The sequence below is a fragment of the Mycobacterium sp. NPDC003449 genome (genome assembly GCF_053588415.1).
This window is the reverse complement of record NZ_JBSFPX010000129.1, coordinates 1-21,770: the sequence shown is the minus strand read 5'-3', so window position 1 is coordinate 21,770 and position 21,770 is coordinate 1. Positions and strand designations below refer to the sequence as shown.

Annotated in this window: 21 protein-coding genes, 1 tRNA gene and 1 pseudogene; 9 read left to right on the top strand and 14 right to left on the bottom strand. The window is 68.2% G+C overall.

Annotated features, from left to right (window positions below; all coding sequences use genetic code 11):
* Window positions 1-2,213 (top strand): amino acid adenylation domain-containing protein (locus tag ACWDTP_RS26425; protein ID WP_450025307.1); only part of this gene is annotated, 2,213 nt, incomplete at its 5' end.
* Between the two features lie 60 nt (window positions 2,214-2,273).
* Here ACWDTP_RS26425 and ACWDTP_RS26420 read toward each other — a convergent pair.
* Window positions 2,274-3,215 carry an iron-siderophore ABC transporter substrate-binding protein gene (locus tag ACWDTP_RS26420; RefSeq protein WP_450025305.1) on the bottom strand — a complete coding sequence of 314 codons (942 nt, stop codon included), beginning with the start codon at window positions 3,213-3,215 and terminating at the stop codon, window positions 2,274-2,276.
* Window positions 3,216-3,522: 307 nt separating this feature from the next.
* Between ACWDTP_RS26420 and panD the strand changes: the two genes are divergently transcribed.
* From panD to ACWDTP_RS26400, 4 genes are all read left to right on the top strand, one after another.
* Window positions 3,523-3,933, top strand: a complete 411-nt coding sequence (gene panD / locus ACWDTP_RS26415) for an aspartate 1-decarboxylase (RefSeq protein ID WP_450025303.1) — start codon at window positions 3,523-3,525, stop codon at window positions 3,931-3,933.
* On the top strand, window positions 3,933-5,252 hold the full coding sequence (locus ACWDTP_RS26410) for a lysine N(6)-hydroxylase/L-ornithine N(5)-oxygenase family protein (protein ID WP_450025301.1): 1,320 nt from the start codon (window positions 3,933-3,935) through the stop codon (window positions 5,250-5,252). Before panD ends, ACWDTP_RS26410 begins: the two co-directional genes overlap by 1 nt.
* 318 nt (window positions 5,253-5,570) lie before the next feature.
* Window positions 5,571-6,074 carry a hypothetical protein gene (locus tag ACWDTP_RS26405; RefSeq protein WP_450025299.1) on the top strand — a complete coding sequence of 168 codons (504 nt, stop codon included), beginning with the start codon at window positions 5,571-5,573 and terminating at the stop codon, window positions 6,072-6,074.
* A complete protein-coding gene (locus tag ACWDTP_RS26400; protein WP_450025297.1) occupies window positions 6,067-6,543 on the top strand; it encodes an SRPBCC family protein in 477 nt (158 codons plus the stop codon). Before ACWDTP_RS26405 ends, ACWDTP_RS26400 begins: the two co-directional genes overlap by 8 nt.
* Before the next feature lie 3 nt (window positions 6,544-6,546).
* Here the strand turns inward: ACWDTP_RS26400 and cwsA are convergent, their stop codons facing one another.
* Window positions 6,547-6,942, bottom strand: coding sequence for a cell wall synthesis protein CwsA (gene cwsA, locus ACWDTP_RS26395; RefSeq protein ID WP_450025295.1), 396 nt, complete (start codon window positions 6,940-6,942; stop codon window positions 6,547-6,549).
* A 105-nt stretch (window positions 6,943-7,047) separates the two neighbouring features.
* On the opposite strand from cwsA, the gene ACWDTP_RS26390 reads away from it, so the two are divergent.
* Window positions 7,048-7,593 carry a peptidylprolyl isomerase gene (locus ACWDTP_RS26390; protein WP_450025309.1) on the top strand — a complete coding sequence of 182 codons (546 nt, stop codon included), beginning with the start codon at window positions 7,048-7,050 and terminating at the stop codon, window positions 7,591-7,593.
* A 71-nt stretch (window positions 7,594-7,664) separates the two neighbouring features.
* Here ACWDTP_RS26390 and ACWDTP_RS26385 read toward each other — a convergent pair whose 3' ends face one another.
* Complete coding sequence (locus tag ACWDTP_RS26385) at window positions 7,665-8,072, bottom strand: PH domain-containing protein (RefSeq protein ID WP_450025293.1); 408 nt, start codon at window positions 8,070-8,072, stop codon at window positions 7,665-7,667.
* 155 nt (window positions 8,073-8,227) lie between these two features.
* Window positions 8,228-8,512 carry a cell division protein CrgA gene (gene crgA, locus ACWDTP_RS26380; protein ID WP_450025291.1) on the bottom strand — a complete coding sequence of 95 codons (285 nt, stop codon included), beginning with the start codon at window positions 8,510-8,512 and terminating at the stop codon, window positions 8,228-8,230.
* Window positions 8,513-8,606: 94 nt separating this feature from the next.
* Here crgA and ACWDTP_RS26375 point away from each other — a divergent pair, with 94 nt between their 5' ends.
* Both ACWDTP_RS26375 and ACWDTP_RS26370 read left to right on the top strand, forming a co-directional pair.
* A complete protein-coding gene (locus tag ACWDTP_RS26375; protein WP_450025289.1) occupies window positions 8,607-9,356 on the top strand; it encodes a DUF881 domain-containing protein in 750 nt (249 codons plus the stop codon).
* A gap of 30 nt (window positions 9,357-9,386) precedes the next feature.
* Window positions 9,387-10,061, top strand: coding sequence for an aminodeoxychorismate/anthranilate synthase component II (locus tag ACWDTP_RS26370; protein ID WP_450025287.1), 675 nt, complete (start codon window positions 9,387-9,389; stop codon window positions 10,059-10,061).
* Here ACWDTP_RS26370 and pknB read toward each other — a convergent pair.
* The 7 genes from pknB to ACWDTP_RS26335 form a co-directional block, all read right to left on the bottom strand.
* Entirely contained in the window at window positions 10,039-11,919 is a 1,881-nt protein-coding gene (gene pknB / locus ACWDTP_RS26365) for a Stk1 family PASTA domain-containing Ser/Thr kinase (RefSeq protein ID WP_450025285.1), read from the bottom strand. The genes ACWDTP_RS26370 and pknB overlap by 23 nt on opposite strands.
* On the bottom strand, window positions 11,916-13,172 hold the full coding sequence (locus ACWDTP_RS26360; RefSeq protein ID WP_450025283.1) for a protein kinase domain-containing protein: 1,257 nt from the start codon (window positions 13,170-13,172) through the stop codon (window positions 11,916-11,918). Before ACWDTP_RS26360 ends, pknB begins: the two co-directional genes overlap by 4 nt.
* 82 nt (window positions 13,173-13,254) lie before the next feature.
* Window positions 13,255-14,730 carry a D,D-transpeptidase PbpA gene (gene pbpA / locus ACWDTP_RS26355; RefSeq protein ID WP_450025281.1) on the bottom strand — a complete coding sequence of 492 codons (1,476 nt, stop codon included), beginning with the start codon at window positions 14,728-14,730 and terminating at the stop codon, window positions 13,255-13,257.
* Window positions 14,727-16,142 (bottom strand): FtsW/RodA/SpoVE family cell cycle protein, encoded by a 1,416-nt coding sequence (locus ACWDTP_RS26350; protein ID WP_450025279.1) that lies wholly within the window; start codon window positions 16,140-16,142, stop codon window positions 14,727-14,729. The genes pbpA and ACWDTP_RS26350 overlap by 4 nt, the downstream gene beginning before the upstream one ends.
* A complete protein-coding gene (locus tag ACWDTP_RS26345; RefSeq protein ID WP_450025277.1) occupies window positions 16,139-17,620 on the bottom strand; it encodes a PP2C family protein-serine/threonine phosphatase in 1,482 nt (493 codons plus the stop codon). Before ACWDTP_RS26345 ends, ACWDTP_RS26350 begins: the two co-directional genes overlap by 4 nt.
* 55 nt (window positions 17,621-17,675) lie before the next feature.
* Entirely contained in the window at window positions 17,676-18,143 is a 468-nt protein-coding gene (locus ACWDTP_RS26340) for an FHA domain-containing protein FhaB/FipA (RefSeq protein ID WP_450025275.1), read from the bottom strand.
* A 128-nt stretch (window positions 18,144-18,271) separates the two neighbouring features.
* Complete coding sequence (locus ACWDTP_RS26335) at window positions 18,272-19,744, bottom strand: DUF3662 and FHA domain-containing protein (RefSeq protein WP_450025273.1); 1,473 nt, start codon at window positions 19,742-19,744, stop codon at window positions 18,272-18,274.
* A 259-nt stretch (window positions 19,745-20,003) separates the two neighbouring features.
* Between ACWDTP_RS26335 and ACWDTP_RS26330 the strand changes: the two genes are divergently transcribed.
* A tRNA-Leu gene (locus ACWDTP_RS26330) sits at window positions 20,004-20,086 on the top strand.
* Between the two features lie 469 nt (window positions 20,087-20,555).
* On the opposite strand, the gene ACWDTP_RS26325 is transcribed toward ACWDTP_RS26330, so the two are convergent.
* From ACWDTP_RS26325 to ACWDTP_RS26315, 3 genes and pseudogenes are all read right to left on the bottom strand, one after another.
* Window positions 20,556-21,065, bottom strand: a complete 510-nt coding sequence (locus tag ACWDTP_RS26325) for a GNAT family N-acetyltransferase (RefSeq protein WP_450025271.1) — start codon at window positions 21,063-21,065, stop codon at window positions 20,556-20,558.
* Window positions 21,062-21,367, bottom strand: a pseudogene (locus tag ACWDTP_RS26320) (type II toxin-antitoxin system TacA family antitoxin); the annotation flags it as partial. The pseudogene ACWDTP_RS26320 and the gene ACWDTP_RS26325, both read right to left, overlap by 4 nt.
* A 128-nt stretch (window positions 21,368-21,495) precedes the next feature.
* The coding region (locus ACWDTP_RS26315; protein WP_450025269.1) for a hypothetical protein at window positions 21,496-21,770 on the bottom strand (275 nt) is incomplete at its 5' end.

The following is a 21,770-nucleotide window of genomic DNA, read 5'->3' as shown; positions in this document are numbered from 1 at the left end:
TCCTGCCGCTGGACCCCGAGTACCCGGCGGACCGGCTCGCGTACATGGTCTCCGACGCCGCACCGGCCCTGGTGATCGACGGGCCCGGCACCGTCCGGTCGGCCCGCGACCGGCCGAATTCACCGGGCCCGCAGCTGGACCCGGCGTCGTGGGGGTATGTGCTCTACACCTCGGGATCGACCGGCAGGCCCAAGGGTGTCGCGGTGGCGCACGCCGGAATCGTCAACCGGATCGCCTGGCTGCAGCACGCCTACCCGCTGGGCGCCGGCGACCGGATGCTGGTCAAGACCCCGATCAGCTTCGACACCTCGGTGTGGGAGATGTTCTGGCCGTTGAGCGTCGGGGCCACCCTCGTGGTCGCGCGGCCGGGCGGGCACCGCGAGCCGGGCTATCTCGCCGACACCATCGCCGCCGAACACGTCACGGCCGTCGACTTCGTGCCGTCGATGCTCGAGGTGTTCCTCGACGAACCCGGCGCCGCCCGGTGCACATCGCTGAGCCGGGTCACCGTGGGTGGCGAGGCGCTGCCCACCGAACTGGCCGCGCGGTTCGCCGACCGGTTCCCCGGCGTGCCGTTGCACAACCTGTACGGACCCACCGAGGCCGCGGTCGACGTACTGGGCTGGACCGCCGACGGCGGCCCGGTGGCGCTGGGCGTCCCGGGCTGGAACGTCCGGGTGTACGTGCTCGACGAGTATCTGAACCCGGTCCCGGCCGGGGCGCCCGGCGAGTTGTACCTGGCCGGTGTGCAATTGGCCGACGGCTATCTGCACCGGCCCGGCCTCACCGCGCAGCGCTTCGTGGCCTGCCCGCATCTGCCGGGCGCGCGGATGTACCGGACCGGTGACGTGGTGCGGTGGCGGCCCGATGGACAACTGGAGTACCTCGGCCGCTCCGACGAGCAGATCAAGCTGCGGGGTGTGCGGATCGAGCCGGGCGAGATCGAGGCGGTACTCGCGACCCACCCGGCGGTCGCGTCGGCCAGGGTGGTGGTGCGCGACGACCGCCTGGTGGCCTACTACCTGCCGGACGGCGAGGTGGCCGCCGACGAGCTGCGCGAGCACGCGGCCGCGACCTTGCCCATCCATATGGTGCCGTCGGGATTCGTTGCCCTGGACGAGTTTCCGCTGACACCCAGCGGAAAGCTCGACCGCAGGGCATTACCCTCCCCGGACCGTCTCACCGGCGCGGGCCGGCCGGCGGGCACCGGACGGCAACGCCGCCTGTGCGAGTTGTTCGGCACCGTGCTCGGCGTCGACGACGTCGGGATCGACGACGACTTCTTCATGCTCGGTGGGCACTCCCTGCTGCTGGTGCGGCTCGCGGCCGCGCTCAGACGCGAGTTCGCGGTGGACATCCCGGTCGCCGATCTCATGGTCGCCCCGACAGTGGCCCAGATCGAGGAGCGCCTCGACACCGACGGCGGGCCGGCCGCGAGCCTGGCCCCGGTGCTGCCGCTGCGGGTGTCGGGTACCGGTGCGCCGTTGTTCTGCGTGCATCCGGCCAGCGGGCTCAGCTGGCAGTTCGCCGGGCTCAAACGGTATCTGCCCGACGAGGTGCCGATCTACGGCCTGCAGTCACCGCTGTTCAGCGGTGCCACCCCGGCGACCACGATTGCGGACCTGGCCGCCCAGTACGTCGACACCGTGACGGCGGTGGCCCCGGACGGGCCGGTACGTCTGCTCGGTTGGTCGTTCGGTGGTTCGCTGGCGCTGCTGATGGCCCAGGAGCTGGTCCGGCGGGGCCGCGAGGTCGGCTTCGTGGGATTGCTCGATGCCCGCACCGACCTGGCCGACCCGGCCACGGAGTTCGACGCGCCCGCCGTGCTGGCCGGGCTGCTGCGGGAGATGGGATTCGCCGTCGACCCGGGGACCCGGCTGACGGTGCCCGAGGCCGTGCGGCTGGTCCGGGGCAGCGACGACGCGATCACCGTCCTCGACGACGAGCAGATCGCCATGGTGGTGGAGAACTATGTCGCCGCGGAACGTCTGACCGCCGCCGCCGACTACGGCCGCTATCGCGGTGACGTGTTCTTCGTCGACGCCACCATCCTTGAGATGGATCTGACCGGGGTCGCCTCACACGGCTGGCGCGACCACGTCGCCGGTGAGTTGCACGTCGTCGAGCTGGAATGCCGCCATTCCGAACTCATGGACGCGACCACCCTGCGGCGGCTGGGTCCGCTGATCGCCGGGGCCCTGGCCGGCCCCTGACGACCGATGCCCCGCCGCGGTGAGCGGCGGGGCATCGGTCGGCGTGCGCGGCGGGGCGAGTCAGGCGTCGGCCAGATCGGCGACCGGCCTGCCGTTGAGCGCGTTGGCCAGTTGCGGTGTCACCACGTCGAGCGCGTAGAGCAGTGAATCGGGACCGCTGTAGGTCAGGGCGTCGCTGAGCTTGGACTCGAAGTTGGTGTAGAGCGTGCGCCCGTCGCGGACCACACCCAGCCGGGTGAACGCCGGCGACGAGGCGAGGTCCTCCTTGGTGGCCCCGTTGACAAACAGCACGTCGCGGTCGAGGAGTTCGAGCTTCTCCTCGCTCACATCGCCGACCACATCCTGGGTCTTGAATCCGAGCGCGGTGAACAGGGACCGGCGGGGATCCTGCTCGCCCAACAGATAATGCCCGCCGTCGGCCGGGCCGAAGTCGACCACGAGCGTCTTCCCGTCGAACTCGGGGTTGCTCTTACGGGCGTCACCGATCTTTTGTTGCACCGTATTCACAAGATCTTTCGCCTCGGCCTCTTTTCCGAGAGCCTTACCGGTGGTGAGCAACTGGACATCCCACGGGGTCTCCTCGTCCGCGTAGTCGGCGGACTGGATCACCGTGGGGGCGATCTGCGAAAGCCGGTCGTAGGTCTGCTGATCGATGGTTTCGTAGATGGCGAGGATCAGATCCGGCTTCTGGGCCGCGATCGCCTCGAAGTCGATCGAGTCCGCACCCCAGGTGGTCAGACCTTTACCGTCGGTGGCTTTCTGGACCCACGGCAGATCGTTGTAATTCTCCGAGAATTCGCGGGTACTCACCGGGACGACGCCGAGGGGAAGTACGAAATCCTGGTCCGTCCAGCCGACCGTCACCACCCGCTCCGGATTGGCCGGAACCTTCGTCTCGCCGAACTTATGGCTGATAGTGATGGGTGCAGATGCATTGTCCTGCTTTGCTTCCGAGCCACAAGCGGCGACCGCGGCGACGGTGACGAGCGTTGCTGTGAGCACCGCCACCACGCGACGCAGGGATCGATATTGAGTTTTCACGCGGAGTTTCCCCTCTCCTCAAGGCCAGACGGAATATTAACTTAGGCTGGCATAACCGCAAGACCTCGCCTATTGACAGGAAACTGCCAGTAACCTGACAGAAAAGATGCCCGGTGGATGCTGCTCGAACGAAACACACGGAGTAGCAAGCGGAATGCTGGGTGTTGCATCAGCTGCAGGATAGGTTAGCCTTCGCTTGGGTATCGCTGGGGGAATCGACTTTCATCTGCCCTGCCGATTTTCGACTGCATATAGGAAGGGGACAGCTATGCAGCGACTGATCCTCGCAAGCAAGATTCACCGCGCTACGGTGACTCAAGCCGATCTGCACTACGTCGGCTCCATCACGATCGATGCGGATCTGATGGATTCGGCCGACATCGTCGAGGGCGAGCAGGTGCACGTCGTCGACATCACTAGCGGCGCGCGCCTGATCACCTACGCCATCGCCGGGCCCAGGGGCTCCGGCGTCATCGGAATCAATGGCGCTGCAGCACACTTGATCTCACCGTCCAACCTGGTGATCATCATGGCTTTCGTCCAACTCGACGAGGCCGAGCGAATCACCCACCAGCCGAAGGTGGTCCACGTGGACTCGGCCAATCACATTGTGGCGCTAGGTTCTGACCCGGCCGAGCCGGTTCCCGGCGCGCCCGAGCAGTTGGCGGGGCGGGTGTGATGTCGACCAACGGGAGTTATCCGACCAGCCGCCCGATCCACGACGGTTACCGGGATGTGCTCGACCTGGTCGGCGTCGGGTTCGGGCCGTCCAACCTCGCGCTGGCCATTGCCGTCGCCGAGCACAACCAGTCCCATCCGGACAGCGCGGTCCGCGCCGAGTTCGTCGAGATCAAGCCCGAGTTCGGTTGGCACACCGGGATGTTGATCCCCGGGGCGACAATGCAGATCTCGTTCCTGAAAGATCTGGTCACCCAGCGCAACCCGCAGAGCGAGTTCACGTTCCTGAATTACCTCACCGAGCGGGGCAGGCTCACCGAGTTCATCAACTACAAGACCTTCTTCCCCACCCGCCTGGAGTTCCACGACTACCTGTCGTGGGCCGCGGACAAGGTCGACGCCGCGGTGCGCTACGGCTCGCGGGTGACCCGGATCGGCGATGTCGACGGGGCGTTCGACGTGCACGTCGCCGGTGCGCACGAGGGGATCCTGCGGGCCCGCAATGTCGTGATCGCGGGCGGGCTGGCACCGCAACTGCCGCCGGGTGTCACCGGAACCCGGCGTCAGTTCCACAATCACGGACTGCTGCACAACCTGGCGGCGATGCCCGAACCCCGGCACCATCGCTATGTCGTGGTGGGCGCCGGGCAGAGCGCCGCCGAGGTCTGCGGCTATCTGCACGACCTGTCACCGGCCAATGAGGTGCATGGCGTATTCGCGAAGTACGGGTACAGCCCGGCCGATGACAGTCCGTTCGCCAACCGGATCTTCGACCCGGACGCGGTCGACGATTTCTACGCCGCCGACCCGTCGGTGCGCGACCGGTTGTTGACCTACCACCGCAGCACCAACTATTCGGCCGTCGACCTGCCGCTGATCGAGGAGCTGTACGCCCGCGAGTACGCGGAGCGGGTGGCGGGGCAGCGCCGGTTGTTTCTGCGCGGCGCGTCGAGCCTGCACGGCACCGAGGAGCGCGAGGACGGCGTCACGGTGCGGATCCGGCACCACCCGACCGAGTCGGTAGACGAGATCGAGTGTGATGCGGTCATTTACGCGACGGGATTTCTCCCGGCCCGGCTGGACGGGATTCTCGGTGAGCTGTCCCGGGACCTGGTGCTCGACGACACCGGGCGCCCGGCGGTGTCGCGGGACTACCGGTTGTCCACGGTGCCTGCCACGGCGGGAGGTCTCTACATCCAGGGCAACACCGAGCACACGCACGGGCTCACGTCCTCGCTGCTGTCCAACATCGCGGTGCGCAGCGGGGAGATCGCGAACTCGATCGTGACGGGCCGGGTCGCCGTCGGCGAGATGTGCTGACCCGCCGGGCCGCGCGAGCCCGTCTCAGCGACATCGCCCAGGCCGGCCCCGGCGTCACGGCCTGCGCGTATGCGAGTATCAGCTGCGGGCGGTAACCCCAGAGGACCAGCTGACGAGGAAGTTGCTGACACACCACACCATTTCGGCCGGGCGTACCCCACCGGGTGTGCCGAGGCGCCGGTCCGCGACACGTAATGCGTTCGTTATCAGCGCCATTCGCAATCTCATCACGGAGGGTCGACAACAGCTCAACGGTGTGCGACGGTGAATACCGCAACTGCCAACGACATCCACGATCGGTTGATAACGTCGATGCACATGAAACTCTTGCGCAGCATGGTGATGGTCGGGGCGACGTTGCTGGTGTGCGGTTCCGCGGCGTGCAGTAACGACGCCGCCGAGCCCGCCCCGGCGAAAACGTCGGCGCCCGCCAGTGCTCCCCATCCGGCAACCCACGCACCCGCCGCCGGTACCCCGGCCCCCAAAGCGCCGGCCAGCACCACGGTCCCGATGATGCCCAATCCGAACGGCGACGGCTCGATGGTGCCGTGTGAGGGCACCATTTGCACCAACCCGAACCATGGCGCCGGGCCCAATCCGGACGAGAACGGCGGCGCGGTGATGCCCAACCCGAACGGGGACGGTTCGGATGTGCCGTGTGAAGGCACCATCTGCACCAACCCGAATCATGGCGCCGGGGACAACCCGGATGAGAACGGTGGCGGGGTGATGCCCAACCCGAACGGGGACGGTTCGGATGTGCCGTGCGAGGGCACCATCTGCACCAACCCCAACAACGGGGCCGGCGACGACGGTGAGTAGCGCCGCACCCGCACTGGAGTTCTCCGACTCGATCCACGTCGCGGTCTCCCCCGACGATCTCTACGCCATCGTCTCCGATGTGACCCGCACCGGGGAGTGGAGCCCGATCTGCCGGGAGTGCCGTTGGGAGGATGGTGCCGGGCCGCGGGCCGGCGCGTGGTTCACCGGGCGCAACGTGACGCCCGACCGGGAGTGGGAGACCCGCAGCCAGGTGGTGGCCGCCGAACCGGGGCGCACCTTCGTCTGGGAGGTCAACAACGGCTGGGTCCGCTGGGGCTATCACCTGGCGGCCGAGGACGGCGGCACCCGGCTCACCGAGACCTGGAACTTCCTCGACCGCGGGCTCGCAGGTTTCCGCGAACGGTTCGGCGACCGGGCCGACGCCGAGATCGCCGCGCGCAGCGAGGCGGCGCTCAGCGGTATCCCGGTGACCCTGGCCGCGATCAAGAAGGTCGCCGAGGGCGGGTAGCCGCTACGGCTTGGGGGTGACCTCCACGCTCGGCGGCAGCGGTGACGGCGGCTCCGGCCTGGTCGAACGCCGGATCACCGAGAACGCAACCGCACCGCAGGCGAGCACCGCGGCCGCCGCGGCGGCGATGAGCAGCGGCCTGCGCCTGCGCTTGGGCGGTGCCGCCGCCTCCTGCAGCACCTCGGGCAGCGAGGCGACGGTCTCGGCGGCCGCGGCCAGCTGACGACGCAGCCGGCCGCTCCGGTAGCGCGTGCGCACCTCCGAGGCGGTGGCCTGGGCGGCGTCCAGGCCGAGGCCCGTGACGCCGCGGGCGATGTAGACCGGCCCCACCGCGGTGTATTTCAGGCCGCGGGAAAGTCGTTGACTGGGGGCCAACCGGGCATCGGCATTCGCGGTCATCTCGCACCTTTCTGACCAACTGGGTGGACTGGCCTCCCCAGCCTGCCATCTTCGGCGCCGGGCGGGGTGCAACTGGTGGGTGCCGTCGAACCCGGCGGGGCCGGGATGGCAGACTGGCTTCCCGTGACGAGCCCCATTCAGACCGCGACGGCCACCCTGCACACCAACCGCGGCGATATCAAGATCGCACTGTTCGGTAACCACGCTCCCAAGACCGTGGCCAACTTCGTCGGTTTGGCACAGGGCACCAAGGACTACAGCACCGAGAACGCCAAGGGCAGCCCGTCGGGACCGTTCTACGACGGCGCGGTCTTCCACCGCGTCATCGACGGGTTCATGATCCAGGGCGGCGACCCGACCGGCACCGGTCGCGGCGGCCCGGGATACCAGTTCGCCGACGAGTTCCACCCGGAACTCCAGTTCGACAAGCCCTACCTGCTGGCCATGGCCAACGCCGGGCCGGGCACCAACGGCTCGCAGTTCTTCATCACCGTGGGCAAGACCCCGCACCTGAACCGCAAACACACCATCTTCGGTGAGGTCGTGGACCCCGAGTCGCAGAAGGTCGTCGACGCGATCGCCACCACCCCCACCGACCGCAGCGATCGCCCGGCCGAGCCGGTGGTCATCGAATCGGTCACGGTGTCATAGCCACGACCTGACCCGGATACGCACTGCGACGCCCCCGTTCGCGGGGGCGTCGCGCGTGTGTGCGGGTCGTTTCAGTAGCCGGCGGCTTTGAGGGCGTCCAGGACGTTCAACGGGTCCGTACCCAGATCCCAGCGGGTGAGGACGAGCAGCCGGTCATCGACAGTGTCGATCTCCAAAAGGCGTACTTTTCGCGCGATCCGCCGGAACTCGGTGATCCGGATGGACCGGATGTCATTGGGCTGAAGCGTTCGGGTGCGCCACCAGCCCCCGAAGCTGAGACCGTCTTGGCTGATTGCCAGTTTCGGCCTGGCCCGCCAAGAAAACGTTGCAAACGTGAGCAAGCCCACGGCGGCAATGCCGGCAAGAACACGCCCCGGGGGGTCTGTGATTACGGTCACAGCTCCGATAGCCATCATAAGTCCGGCTATGCCGCAACCTGCGACTCCTGAAGCGGGTGGGCTCCAACTAGTTTGCTGCACGGGTTGTTCACACCCTCTTACCGCGACTAATGAAGTTATCCACAAGTGCTATCCCCAATGGGGATGAATCACAACGGTGTGATTGAACGTGCGCGGCGTTGCTGAGCGGGCGACCCTCGAACCATAAGATGAATTCATTATGATCGGTCCCCGGTTCAGCGCCAGCGCATCGTGAGCAACAGGCCACTGATCATGAAGGCAAAGGCGATCGCGTAGTTCCACGGACCGAGATCGGCCATCCACTGCAGCAACGACGGAGTGTCGACGGGATTGGTCGCGGCCAGCTGAAACACCAGCAGCCAGACCAGGCCGAACAGCATGAGGCCGATGAACAGGGCCACGAACCAGACACTGGACGGTCCGGCTTTCACCTTGACCGGCGTCCGGCTCACCGGCTTGATGGTGAAGTCGTTCTTTTTACGGACTTTGGACTTGGGCATGGGTACCTTCGCGGACAGTCGGCGTCACACGGTGCGACGATGAAGCAGGATGCCTCACGAGCCTAACGTAACCGCACGTCCAGGAGCCCAATCGATGGACCGACCCGAGCGATCCCGGTGGCGCCTCGGCGTACCCGTGGTGTGCCTGCTCGCGGGCCTGCTGCTGGCCGCGACCCACGGCGTTTCCGGTGGTGACGAGATTCGCCGCAGCGACGCCCCACGCCTGGTCGACCAGGTGCGCGAGTCCCAGCAGTCGGTCGACCGGCTCACCGCGCAGCGGGATGCGCTGTCGACCGAGATCGACAGCCATCACGGCGGCTCGCCGGAATCGCACACCGCGCTGACCGCCATCGACGAGCGGTCCGCGCGGCTGGCCGCCGATGCCGGCGTCGACCCGATGCGGGGCCCCGGCCTGGTCGTCACCCTCAACGATGCCCAGCGCGACGCCCAGGGCCGATTTCCACGCGACGCCGCCCCTGACGACCTGGTGGTGCACCAGCAGGACATCCAGGCGGTGCTGAACGCCTTGTGGAGCGCGGGCGCCGAGGGCATCCAGATGCAGGATCAGCGGATCATCGCCACCTCGGCTCCCCGCTGCGTCGGAAACACCCTGCTGCTCAACGGCCGCACCTACAGCCCGCCCTATGTCGTCACCGCCGTCGGCGATTCGGCCGCCATGCAGGCGGCGCTGGCGGCCGCACCGCTGGTGACCCTCTACAAGCAGTACGTGCTGCGGTTCGGGCTGGGCTACACCGAAGAGCCGCGCGCCCAGGTCGACCTGGTCGGTCACACCGACCCGGTGCGGATGCGGTACGCAAAACCCGCGGGACCGATCGGGTATTAACGTCGTTCTCGGGGCCGGTAGCCTACGTCAATGCGGGTTCTGGTGGTCGACAACTACGACAGCTTCGTCTTCAACCTGGTGCAGTACCTCGGCCAGCTCGGGGTCGAGGCCCAGGTGTGGCGCAACGACGACGAGCGGCTGGCCACCGATACCGATATCGAGACGGCCGCAGCCGATTTCGACGGCGTGCTGCTCAGCCCCGGACCCGGCACACCCGAACGGGCCGGCGCATCCATTCCGCTGGTGCGGGCCTGCGCGGCGGCGGGCACCCCCCTGCTCGGCGTATGCCTGGGCCATCAGGCCATCGGCGTCGCATTCGGCGGCACCGTGGACCGCGCGCCCGAACTCCTGCACGGTAAGACGAGCGTGGTTCACCACGCCGATGTCGGTGTGCTGAAAGGACTTCCGGATCCGTTCACCGCGACCCGCTACCACTCGCTGACCATCCTGCCGGAGACGCTGCCGGCCGTGTTGGAGGCCACCGGTCGTACCGACAGCGGGGTCATCATGGCGGTGCGGCACACCGAACTGCCGATCCACGGCGTGCAGTTCCACCCGGAGTCGATCCTGACCGAGGGCGGGCACCGGATGCTGGCCAACTGGCTCGGCTACTGTGGCGCCGCCCCGGCCGAGACCCTGGTGCGCACCCTGGAGGACGAGGTGGCCCGGACGGTCGCGGCGGCTACGACGCGAAGCTCAGCGTGACCTTCGAGCCGTAGGTCACCTTGCTGCCCGCGGCCGGGCTCTGGGTGACCACGGCCGCGGTGCGCTGCCCGCTGTTGGGAACGTCGGGCCCCTTGTCGAGCACCCCGGTCCAGCCCAGCGCGGTCAGCCGCGGATACACGTCGTCCCAGAACTGGCCGACCACGTCGGGCATGACGAACTGGTTGCCGCGCGACACCCGGATCTGGATCACCGCATCCTTCGGCGCGGACTGGCCGGCGGCCGGGTCCACACCCACCACCTGGCCGGATGGCGTGGTGTCGTCGACGTCGACCGGTACCACGTTCACGAAACCGGAGGCGCCGAGGATCGACTTGCAGGTGTCGACCGTCTGGCCCACGCAGTCGGGAATGGTGACGTTCTCCGGTCCGGAGCCGACGACGATGGTGATCTCGTTGATGATCGCCGCGGTCTGATTGCCCGGCGGGTTGGTCGCGAGGACCTTGCCCTTCTGCTCCGGGGTGGACGGGCTCGGGGACTCCTTGGTCTTCTCGAAGCCGGCGTCCTTGAGTTTCTGGCGGGCCTGCGACGGCGTCAGGCCCGCCACATCGGGCACCAGGGCCTGCTCGGGGCCGGTGGAGACGTTGATGGTGATCTCGTCGCCCGCGCTGGCCGCGGTGTCGGCCGCCGGGTCGGTGCTGATCACCCGCTCGGGTGCGACCTTGTTGTCGGGTTGCCGGTTGAGCACGGTCTTGAAGCCGCGGTTCTGCAGGGCCGCGACCGCGTCGTCGGCGAGTTGGTTGACCACATCGGGGACCTGCACATCGCGCGGTTTGTCACCCATCATGTTGATCGCGACGGTCACCACCACGGTGAGCACCGCGAGCACCGCGACCGCGATCAGCCAGCGCGCCACCGAGGTGTTGCGGTCCCGCTGTCCGTAGGGCCGCGGCTCGGGCGCCGGCATGTGCTGGGTCGCGGCGCCGTGCGTGATCACCGGCGGGGCCGCCAGCATCGAGGTGCGGTCGGCGTCGGTGAGCACCTTGGGCGCGTCGGGCGCCTCGCCGCTGTGCACCCGGATCAGGTCGGTGCGCATCTCGGCCGCCGACTGGTAACGGTTGTCGGGGTTCTTGGCCAGCGCCTTGAGCACCACGGCGTCGAGTTCGGGGGAGATGTCGTTGTGCCTGTGCGACGGCGGGACCGGGTCCTCCCGGACATGCTGATAGGCCACCGCGACCGGGGAATCGCCGATGAACGGTGGTTCCCCGGTGAGGATCTCGTACAGCACGCAGCCCAGCGAGTAGACGTCGGAGCGGGCGTCGACCGTCTCACCGCGGGCCTGCTCGGGGGACAGGTACTGCGCGGTCCCGATCACCGCGGCGGTCTGGGTGACGCTGTTGCCGGTATCGGCCAGCGCCCGCGCGATGCCGAAGTCCATCACCTTCACAGCGTTGTTCTTGCTGATCATGATGTTGGCCGGTTTGACGTCGCGGTGGATGATGCCGTGCTGGTGGCTGAAGTTCAGCGCCTGGCAGGCATCGGCGATGATCTCGATCGCGCGGCGGGTCGGGATCGGACCGTCGTTGTGCACGATGTCGCGCAGCGTCACGCCGTCGACGTACTCCATCACGATGTAGGGCAGCGGACCGTTGGGCGTCTCGGCCTCGCCGGTGTCATAGACCGCGACGATCGCCGGATGGTTCAGCGCCGCGGCGTTCTGCGCCTCACGGCGGAAACGCAGGTAGAAGCTGGGGTCGCGGGCCAGGTCGGCGCGCAGCACCTTGACCGCGACATCGCGGTGCAGCCGGGTGTCGCGCGCGAGATGAACTTCGGACATGCCGCCGAAGCCGAGGATTTCGCCGAGTTCGTATCGGTCGGAGAGGTGTTGAGGCGTGGTCATCGGAGTATCTGTTCTGGTGCCCATGGAACCGCCAGGGCCGACTGGGGCACGCTCGCGAGGGATCCCAGCGGCGCCAGTGCGGCCGGAGACTCGTACGGCGTCGTCTCGGTCACCGTATCGGTGACGGCAGGCGGTGAGGTCGGTTGCTGCTCACGCGAGTTGAGCACGATGAGGATCGCGATCACGATGGCCAACGCGCCGAGCACACCCGCGGCCCACAGCAGGGCCCGCTGACCGGAGGTGAACGTGCGCCGCGGCGGCGGGGTGCGGTGGGCACTGGTGCCGGCCGGCCTGGACCGGGGCGCGGTCACCGGGGTGCGACGGTTCAGGTCGGCGGCCGCGCGCGCCTGCGCCGCCGAGGGCACCGCGGCGGGCGCCGCCCGGCCCAGCGTCGGCGCCTGATTCGGGCGCGGGGGGCGCCGGCCCGAACGCACCGCGGCCACCGCGTCGGCGAACGGCCCGCCCGATTTGTAACGCATGCCCGGGTTCTTGACCAGGGTGATCTCGATCAGCTCCCGCACATTGGGCGGCAGATCGGCGGGCAGCGGCGGCGGGGTCTCCTTGATGTGTTTCATCGCCACCGTCAGCGCACCGTCGCCGGTGAACGGGCGCTTGCCCGACACCGACTCGTAGCCGACGACGCCCAGTGAGTACACATCGCTGGCCGCGGTGGCGTCATGTCCGAGCGCCTGCTCGGGCGCGATGTACTGGGCGGTGCCCATGACCATGCCGGTCTGGGTGACCGGTGCGGCGTCGACGGCCTTGGCGATGCCGAAGTCGGTGAGCTTGACCTGCCCGGTCGGGGTGATCAGGATGTTGCCGGGTTTGACGTCGCGGTGCACCAGGCCCGCGGTGTGGGCGACCTGCAGGGCCCGGCCGGTCTGCTCGAGCATGTCCAGGGCATGCCGCAGTGACAGCCGCCCGGTGCGTTTGATCACCGAGTTCAGCGGCTCGCCGTTGATCAACTCCATCACCAGGTAGGCGGTGCGGCCCTCACCGTCCAGCTCGGTCTCGCCGTAGTCGTACACGCTGGCGATCCCGGGGTGGTTGAGCATCGCGACGGTGCGGGCCTCGGCCCGGAACCGCTCCACGAACTCGGCGTCGGTCGAGAACTCGGCCTTGAGCACCTTGACCGCCACCCGGCGGCCCAGCCGCGAGTCGACGGCCTCCCACACCTGGCCCATACCGCCGGTGGCGATGAGACGCTGCAGCCGGTACCGGCCCGACAGCGTGACTCCGACACGTGGGCTCATTCCTCGACTCCCAGTCGGTCCGGTCCCCGCTCGCCCCTCGCCGCCGGGCCCATCGTCCGCTCTCCCGGTCGTACTCGGGGACTCATGTTCCCTCCCGCAGCGCCGCCGCGATGGTGGCGCGTCCGATTGGGGCGGCCAGTGCGCCGCCAGTGGCCGACAACCGGTCGCCGCCGTCCTCGACCAGCACCGCCACCGCGACCTTGGGGTCGGTGGCCGGTGCGAAGGCGATGTACCAGGCATGTGGCGGAGTGTTCCGGGGGTCTGGCCCATGCTCTGCCGTACCGGTTTTCGAAGCGATCTGCACGCCGGCGATGGCTCCCTTCTGCTGCGTCACCTGCTCGGCGCCGACCATCAAGTCCGTAAGTGTAGCCGCGACCTGGGGTGACACCGCCCTGCGCTCCTGGGCGGGCGCGGTGGTGGCGATGGTGGCCAGGTCCGGCCCCTTGAGGTTATCGACAAGATACGGGCGCATCGCAATCCCGTCATTGGCGATGGTCGCGGCCACCTGGGCGTTCTGCAGCGGGGTCAGCGCCACATCGCGCTGCCCGATGCTGGACATGCCCAGCGCCGCGGCATCCGAGATGGGGCCGGTGGTCGACTGGGCCACCTGCAGCGGGATGGCCGGCGGTGCGACGTCCAGCCCGAACGCCTGGGCCGTCGACGTCAGCTTGTCGGTTCCGGTGTCGATGCCGAGTTGGACGAACGCGGTGTTGCAGGACTTCGCGAACGCCTCCCGCAGCGATGCGGTCGGTGCCGGTCCGCACGGTGCCCCACCGAAGTTCTGCAGGCTCGCGGTGCTGTCCGGCAGCGCGATGCTGGGCGCGGCGGTCAGCTGGGTTTCCGGGGTGGCCCCGGACTGCAGGGCCGCGGCGGTGGTGATCACCTTGAACGTCGAACCCGGCGGATAGGTCTCCGAGATGGCCCGGTTGAGCAGCGGCGATGACGGATCGTCGCGCAGCTGCTCCCAGGCCGCCGTCTGGGCCTTCAGGTCATGGGTGGCCAGCAGGTTGGGGTCATAGGAGGGTGCCGACACCATGGCCAGGATCTTGCCGGTCGAGGGCTCCAGGGCCACCACCGAGCCCTTGCACGGGCCGTCGCAGCCCGACTGCATGGCATCCCACGCGGCCCGCTGCACCTCGGGCTTGATGGTGGTGTCGACATTGCCGCCGCGCGGGTCGCGGCCGGTGAAGAAGTCGGCCAGCCTGCGCCCGAACAGGCGCTCATCGGAGCCGTTGAGGATGGTGTCCTCGGCCCGTTCCAGGCCGGTGCTCGAGTAGCCCAGCGAGTAGAAGCCGCTGACCGGGGCGTAGGCCTGCGCATCCGGGTAGACGCGCAGGAACCGGAACCGCCCGTCGGTGGCGACCGAGTAGGCCAGCAGCTGACCGCCCGCACTGATCTGGCCGCGCTGGCGCGAGTATTCGTCGAGCAGCACGCGCTGGTTGCGGGGGTCGGTGCGCAGCCCGTCGGCGGTGAATACCTGAGTCATGGTGGCGTTGGCCAGCAACAGCACGATCAGCACCATGATCGTGACGGCTACCCGGCGCAGGGAGGTGTTCATACCTTCTCGATCACCTCGGTGCCCGCGGTGGCGATCGGGGTGGCGTTCGGCGCCCTGGTGGCGCCGATCGGGCGCCGCGCCGCATGCGAGATCCGCAGCAGGATGGCCAGCAGGACGTAGTTGGCCACTAGCGAGGAGCCGCCGTAGGACATCCATGGCGTGGTCAGACCGGTCAGCGGGATCAGCTTGGTGACGCCGCCGACGACGATGAACAACTGGATGGCCAGCGTCGAGGCCAGCCCCGCGGCCAGCAGCTTGCCGAAGCTGTCGCGGACGGCGATCGCGGTGCGCAGGCCGCGGATCACGACGATCGTGTAGAGCATGAGAACGCCTGAGAGACCGACCAATCCGAGTTCCTCGCCGATCGCGGCGATGATGAAATCGGTCGCGGCGGCCGGAACCGTCCCTGGCTGTCCGTTACCGAGGCCGGTGCCGAAGATGCCGCCCGTGGCGAAACTGAACAGCGACTGCACGATCTGATATCCGGCCCCGTCGGGGTCGGCGAACGGGTCGAGCCAGGTCTGCACCCGCACCCGGACGTGACCGAAAATCTGATATGCCACAACACTTCCCACGGCGAACAGGGCCAGCCCGATGATGACCCAGCTGAGGCGTTCGGTGGCGATGTAGAGCAGCACCAGAAACGATGCGAAGAGCAGAAGTGAAGTGCCCAGATCTTTTTCGAAGACCATCACACCCACCGACGCCGCCCAGGCCAGCAGTAGCGGCGCCAGGTCGCGGGGGCGGGGCAGGTCGACCCCGAGGAAATGCTTACCGGCACTGGTGAACAGGCTGCGTTTGGCCACCAGCACGGCGGAGAAGAAGATCAGCAGCAGGATCTTGGAGAACTCCGCGGGCTGAATGTGGAACCCGGGGAACTGAATCCAGATCTTGGCCCCGTACTGCTCGGAGTACTTGGCCGGCAGCAGTGCCGGAATCACCAGCAGCACAAGACCGGTCAGCCCGCAGATGTAGCCGTAGCGGGCCAGCATCCGGTGGTCGGAGAGAAAGGCGACCACCACCGCGAAGCCGATCACGCCGGCCAGGGTCCACAGCATCTGCTGGGTGGCGGTGCCGCCCATACCGTCGGAGGTCAGCTCACCCTTGGTCAGGTCGAGGCGGTGGATCATCACCAGGCCGAGCCCGTTGAGCAGCGCCACCACCGGCAGCAGCAGCGGGTCGGCGTAGGGCGCGAAGCGCCGCACGGCCAGGTGCGCGCCGCCGAACAGGGCCAGGTAGCCGATCGCGTAGCGGGCCAGGTCCCAGGTCAGGCCCTGCTCCTGATTGGTCTCGACGATCAGCAGTGCGACGGTGGTGATGAACACCGCGAACCCCAGCAGCAGCAGTTCCGCGTTGCGCCGGTTCGGTAACGGCGGCATGACGGTAACCGGCGACTGGGGCTGCGTCGTCATGACACCGCCCGGCAGTTCGTCCCCGGTTCCGGTGGCGGGGGAGGCAGTGCGGTGACGGTGGGCGACGGGGACGGTGGCGGAGGTGGGGGCACGCTCGTCGGGGTCTCGGGTGCCGGAGAGCCGGGTGCACGCGCGCCGGACTCGGGCGTCGGGGTGGGTGGCGGCGGGGGAGTGGTCGTGGGGGTGGTCGAGGTGGTGGTGGCCTTGCGCGGCGTGCACACCGGCAGAACCGAGCTGCGGGCCAGTTCGCCGATCTGGGCGAACGCCTCGTCCACGGTGCCGCCCGGCAGCCCGGCGACCACCTGGGCGCGTTCGGACGGACGCATATCGTCGACGGCCATCAGCCGGCAGCCCAGCCCGTCGTGGTTCTCGTCGGCGCCGATCAGCGACAGCTCGTTGCGGGTGTTGAGGCAGCCCAGCCGGTACGGCTCCTGCAGGGACACCCCGAGGAAGGAGCCCTGCACCCCGCGCATGATCGACACGGTGCCGTCGTGGGCGCCCACGTAATAGTTGTTGCGGATGATCTCGCGGCCGATCGCCAGCCCACCCGCCACGACCAGGACGAGCAGGACCGCCGCGATCATGAACCGGCGCCGCGACCGCGGCTTGCGGGCCGGTTCGGCGGGCTGCGGCACCACCCGCTTGGGTTCGTTGCGGCGCGGGTTGAACGCCGACGCCCGCCCGGCGGCCGTGTCCGGGGGCACGGTCTGATCGTCGTTGCCGGAGACCGCGCCGGCCAGGATCGGCTGGGTCTGGCCGTAGTCGTAGTCGACGACGTCGGCGACCACGACGGTCACGTTGTCGGGGCCGCCGCCGCGCAACGCCAACTCGATGAGCCGGTCGGCGCTTTCGGCCACGTCCTCCAGCAGCAGGGCCTCGTGGATGGTGTCCTGGCTGACCGGGTCGGACAGGCCGTCCGAGCACAGCAGGTAGCGGTCACCGGCCCTGGCCTCCCGCATGATCAGGGTGGGCTCCACCTCGTGACCGGTGAGCGCCCGCATGATCAGTGAGCGCTGCGGGTGGCTGTGCGCCTCCTCGGCGGTGATGCGGCCCTCGTCGACGAGCGTCTGGACGAAGGTGTCGTCCTTGGTGATCTGGGTGAACTCGCCGTCGCGCAGCAGGTAGCCCCGGGAATCGCCGATGTGGACCAGGCCGAGCCGGTTACCGGCGAACAGGATGGCGGTGAGCGTCGTGCCCATACCGTCGAGTTCGGGATCGGCCTCCACATGGGCCGCGATCGCCGAGTTGCCCTCGCCGACCGCGGTGTCGAGCTTGCTGAGCAGGTCGCCGCCGGGCTCGTCGTCGTCGAGGTGGGCCAGCGCCGCGATGACGAGCTGGGAGGCCACCTCGCCCGCCGCGTGCCCGCCCATACCGTCGGCCAGGGCCAGCAGCCGGGCACCGGCGTACACCGAGTCCTCGTTGTTGGCCCGGACCAGCCCGCGGTCGCTGCGCGCGGCATATCGGAGGACGAGTGTCATATCGCTCCTCGCGGGCGCGGGATCAATAGTGCTCCTCGCGTACGGGCGCGGGGCCTCACGGACGTAACTCGATTACCGTCTTGCCGATTCGCACCGGCGCGCCAATGGGAACCCTTACCGCTGTTGTCACCTTCGCCCTGTCAAGGTATGTGCCGTTGGTCGATCCTAGGTCTTCGACGTACCACTCGGCTCCGCGTGGTGACAGCCGGGCGTGGCGCGTCGACGCATAGTCGTCGGTGAGCACCAGCGTCGAGTCGTCGGCCCGTCCGATCAGCACCGGTTGGCCGCCCAGCGTGATCCGGGTGCCGGCCAGTGCGCCCTCGGTCACCACCAGTTGCCTGGCCACATGCCGTTTCTGCCGGCTCGGCAGCAGGGAGCCGCGCAACGCAAGGCCACGCCGCACCATCACCGCGCCGGTGGGGGCGTAGATGTCGGTGCGCAGGATGCGCAGCACCGACCAGATGAACAGCCACAGCAGCAACAGGAACCCGACGCGCGTCAGCTGCAGCACTAACCCCTGCATCCGACGTCCTTTCCGTACCCGATCCGTTGCTGCTCAGCGACTATAGGCAACGTCACGATACTTGGACGACCATGGGCATGCGGGTGAAGCGGGCTGCTTGTCACCCCGTTGTGTCCGGTCCGCGACGCTCAGTGCACGCGCACGATGATCTCGGAGTGACCCAGCCGGATCACATCGCCGTCGGCCAGCTGCCACTCCTGCACCGGTGCGTTGTTCACCGTGGTGCCGTTGGTGGAGTTGAGGTCCGACAGCAGGGCCACCTGGCCGTCCCACCGGATCTCCAGGTGCCGGCGTGACACACCGGTGTCGGGCAGCCGGAACTGGGCGTCCTGGCCACGGCCGATCACATTGGCGCCCTCGCGGAGCTGGTAGGTGCGCCCGCTGCCGTCGTCGAGCTGCAGCGTGACGGCCGCGCCGCCGGCCTGGTAATCGGCCGCGCCGTAGCCGCCGCCGTATCCGGCCTGCGCGCCGCCCTGGGCGCCGTAGTCGAAATCACGGCCCTGGTCGCCGTAACCGGGCTCGGGGTAGCCGCCCGGCGCCGGCTCGCCGTAGCCGTGGCCGTAGTCGGGCTGCTGACCGTAGTCGGGCCGGCCGTAGGCCTGGCCGCCGTAGCCGCCCTGATCGGGGTACCCACCCTGGTCGGGGTAGCTGCCACCCTGACGCGGGTCCGGCCGGCCGTAATCATCCTGGCGACCGGGCCCCGGCGGGCGTCCGTAGTCGTAGTCCGGGCCGGGGCCGCCGCCGTAGCCGGGCTGCCCGCCGGGGGGCGGGCCGTAGCCGCCGGGAGGCGGTCCGTATCCGCGGCCGGGGGGCTGGTCGTAGCCGCCGCCCGGTCCGCCGGGGCCGCCGTACCCGCCGCCGGGCGGGCGTTGCTCATAGGACTGCGGCGGGTAACCGCCCTGATCCGGCGGCGGCGGGTAGCCGCCCTGGTCCGGATAGCCGCCCTGATCGGGGTACCCACCCTGGTCCGGGTATCCGCCCTGGTCGGGGTAACCGCCGCCACGGGGCGGGTAGCCGCCCTGATCCTGCGGGGGATAGCCACCCTGGTCGGGCGGGTACTGGCCGCCGCGATCGTCCTGACGTCCGTAGCGGTCGTCGTAATAATCGTCGCCTGGCCGCCCTTGTCCCTGGCCGCCGCGGTAATTCGGATTATCGGTCATAGGTGGTTCTCCTGATTCTGCGGTGAACGCATCATGGCGTTGGGCTCGCGCGGATTCGCCAGCGGTCGAATCGGGGTTGACCGCGCCGTGAGCGCGGAACTGTCCGGTGTGCAAGTTCGGTGAACGCTCGAATCTAACGACCACATCACCATACGTTTGCCACCCCTGATCATGGATAAATCCCCCCAGATGTTTGGCGAACGCGGTTGAGGTCAGGTCAGTATCGGCGCTTACCTTCTGATAATCGGTCCCACTGAGGGTAATTACGTAGTCGTTCGGTGCCAAAACCTGGCCACCACCAACAGTGCGGGATCCAGACTCTGCCTCGCGGCATAATGCCGCCTCGACCTCCTGCGGCACAATGGAACCACCGAAAACCCGGGCGAACGCATTGCCCACCGTCGATTCGAGTTTGCGTTCGATGCGGTCGACAAGACCCATGTCACCGCCCGCCTTTACTCGTCGTCGTTGGTGGTCATGCGGTCGGCCGTGCTACCGCGTGTCGCTCTGGCCACACCGTTCACATGCATGGTATCGGCCTGGCATGGTGATGCGGGACCAACAGAACTCTGAGAATCAGATCGTGGCTGGTCAGTGATCCGATCTTGACGACCGTTGAAGGATTCGTTGGCGAATTCCGGCCCTGGTCAACGCGGTTTGGGAACCGGGCGCGCGCAGTGATACGCTGCCTCGGTCATTCGGGCGAGTGGCGGAATGGCAGACGCGCTGGCTTCAGGTGCCAGTGTCCTTCGGGACGTGGGGGTTCAAGTCCCCCTTCGCCCACCGCGAGCGGTTCCAGAGAACCGCAGACACAAAGGTCACGAACCAGAAATGGTTCGTGACCTTTGTGGTTGCGCGGTAGTACCTGAGCGACCCGCCCTGCGTCAGGGCTGCGGGATTTCGAGCTCCAAGTCCTCCTCGGATCGGAGCGTGACGTCGAGGCCGTCGTTGCCACCGCCCAGGGGAAGGTAGGCGCGCCCACCGTGGCGCCGAGGCAGTTCATCCGATGGATGAGCGCGCCAGCCCAGAAAATATCGGCGTTTTCGACAGTGAATCGCTTGTCGGGGAACGCCGCCCACTCGAATTCCAGGTCCTCGTTACGCCACCGCGTGCCCTTCACCTGAGCGGCCTGGAGCTGCCGGCCCTCCGGGGACCGCCAAAACTCGTCCGTGTGGGCGAGAAACCCCCGGAAGGTCTCCGCCGATCGCCACCGCCGAGCACCCAGTTCGTGCTCCGTGTCGGGCATCAGCGGTCACTTCTGCGGCGGGTCGAGCAGGACGCGGGCGTCTTTGATCAACAGCAGCAGGTGCAGCGGGTCGGTCGGCGACGGCTCGAAGTCGAAGTGGGCGTAGAAAGTGCGGGCCTGCTCATGCAGCGCGTGCACCAGTAGTGCCCGTACACCGATGATCTCGGCGGCGGCCACCGCGCGGGTGATCGCATCCCGCAGCAGCTGGGCGCCCAGCCCCTGGCGCTGTTCCTTGCGGTCGATCGCCAGCCGCGACAACAAGATCACCGGCACCGGGTCGGGCATGTTGCGCCGCACCCGTCCGGGTGTGCCAGCGCGCTCCACCGCCGCCGAGGCCAGCGCGTAGAACCCGACGACACGTCCGTCGCGGCACGCTACGAAGCACCGGGAGGCACCCTCAACGTGGTTGGCCAGGGCGCGTCTCCGCAGGTAGTCGTCCAGGTTGGGTTCGCCGCTGTCGAACTCGGCGACCACATCGTGTTCGCTGATCGGTCGGGGCGCGCTGTAGCCGCTCACTCGTCGAAGATCGAGGGCTCCGCGAACAACTTCTCCAGCCGCGGCTTGTGCGACACCGGCCGGTCCAGCGTCGACACGAATTCCGACCAGGCCGGCGCGTCGAGCATGAACAGCCGGCGATCGGCGAGCACGTCACGGGCATGAGCCAGCGTCGCGGTCACCGTGAAGTTGGTCAGGTCTGTCCCTTCCACTTCGGCGGCACGACGAATCAGCGCGTCTTGCTCCGCAGTCAGGCGCACCGCGAACCGCTCTGTCTTCATAGCCATGCCATCCATTGTGTGCCTATCAGGCACACAGTGCAACGGGGTTTTGATCATTCCTCTGACCAGCGGCGATGCGTACCAGCACGGTGAACCGGGTTCTGAGTCTCCCGAAAGTATGCGGAGGCCGATGGGGTCGCGGTGGGGACGGCCACGGTCGTCTCGTCGCTTTAAACCCCTGTGAGGGGGAGGCATGTCTTCTCATCTGGCTGACCGCGCTCAAGTATTTTCTGACCACGGTAGTCGTCATCGTCGCGTCCTGGCTGGCGGTGTGCGTTGTCGCGATGGTTACCGGCCACACCGATGTCCTGCTCGCCGTCGGTGGGATGCTGGTCGACCCGATCGAAGCGCTCGTTACGCGCCCGATGCACGACGTGGCTACCATGGCGCCCTAGCCTCGATTTTTCGCCGGGGTTGGCGATGGCGTGCTGCGGTCGCGTGGTGG

Excerpts from the sequence above, each read along its gene's own strand:
- panD (WP_450025303.1), top strand. The coding sequence starts at position 3,523 with ATGCAGCGACTGATCCTCGCAAGCAAGATTCACCGCGCTACGGTGACT.
- ACWDTP_RS26410 (WP_450025301.1), top strand. The coding sequence starts at position 3,933 with ATGTCGACCAACGGGAGTTATCCGACCAGCCGCCCGATCCACGACGGT.
- ACWDTP_RS26405 (WP_450025299.1), top strand. The coding sequence starts at position 5,571 with ATGAAACTCTTGCGCAGCATGGTGATGGTCGGGGCGACGTTGCTGGTG.
- cwsA (WP_450025295.1), bottom strand. The coding sequence starts at position 6,942 with ATGACCGCGAATGCCGATGCCCGGTTGGCCCCCAGTCAACGACTTTCC.
- ACWDTP_RS26390 (WP_450025309.1), top strand. The coding sequence starts at position 7,048 with ATGGCAGACTGGCTTCCCGTGACGAGCCCCATTCAGACCGCGACGGCC.
- crgA (WP_450025291.1), bottom strand. The coding sequence starts at position 8,512 with ATGCCCAAGTCCAAAGTCCGTAAAAAGAACGACTTCACCATCAAGCCG.
- ACWDTP_RS26375 (WP_450025289.1), top strand. The coding sequence starts at position 8,607 with ATGGACCGACCCGAGCGATCCCGGTGGCGCCTCGGCGTACCCGTGGTG.
- ACWDTP_RS26370 (WP_450025287.1), top strand. The coding sequence starts at position 9,387 with ATGCGGGTTCTGGTGGTCGACAACTACGACAGCTTCGTCTTCAACCTG.
- pknB (WP_450025285.1), bottom strand. The coding sequence starts at position 11,919 with ATGACCACGCCTCAACACCTCTCCGACCGATACGAACTCGGCGAAATC.
- ACWDTP_RS26360 (WP_450025283.1), bottom strand. The coding sequence starts at position 13,172 with ATGAGCCCACGTGTCGGAGTCACGCTGTCGGGCCGGTACCGGCTGCAG.
- pbpA (WP_450025281.1), bottom strand. The coding sequence starts at position 14,730 with ATGAACACCTCCCTGCGCCGGGTAGCCGTCACGATCATGGTGCTGATC.
- ACWDTP_RS26350 (WP_450025279.1), bottom strand. The coding sequence starts at position 16,142 with ATGACGACGCAGCCCCAGTCGCCGGTTACCGTCATGCCGCCGTTACCG.
- ACWDTP_RS26345 (WP_450025277.1), bottom strand. The coding sequence starts at position 17,620 with ATGACACTCGTCCTCCGATATGCCGCGCGCAGCGACCGCGGGCTGGTC.
- ACWDTP_RS26340 (WP_450025275.1), bottom strand. The coding sequence starts at position 18,143 with ATGCAGGGGTTAGTGCTGCAGCTGACGCGCGTCGGGTTCCTGTTGCTG.
- ACWDTP_RS26335 (WP_450025273.1), bottom strand. The coding sequence starts at position 19,744 with ATGGGTCTTGTCGACCGCATCGAACGCAAACTCGAATCGACGGTGGGC.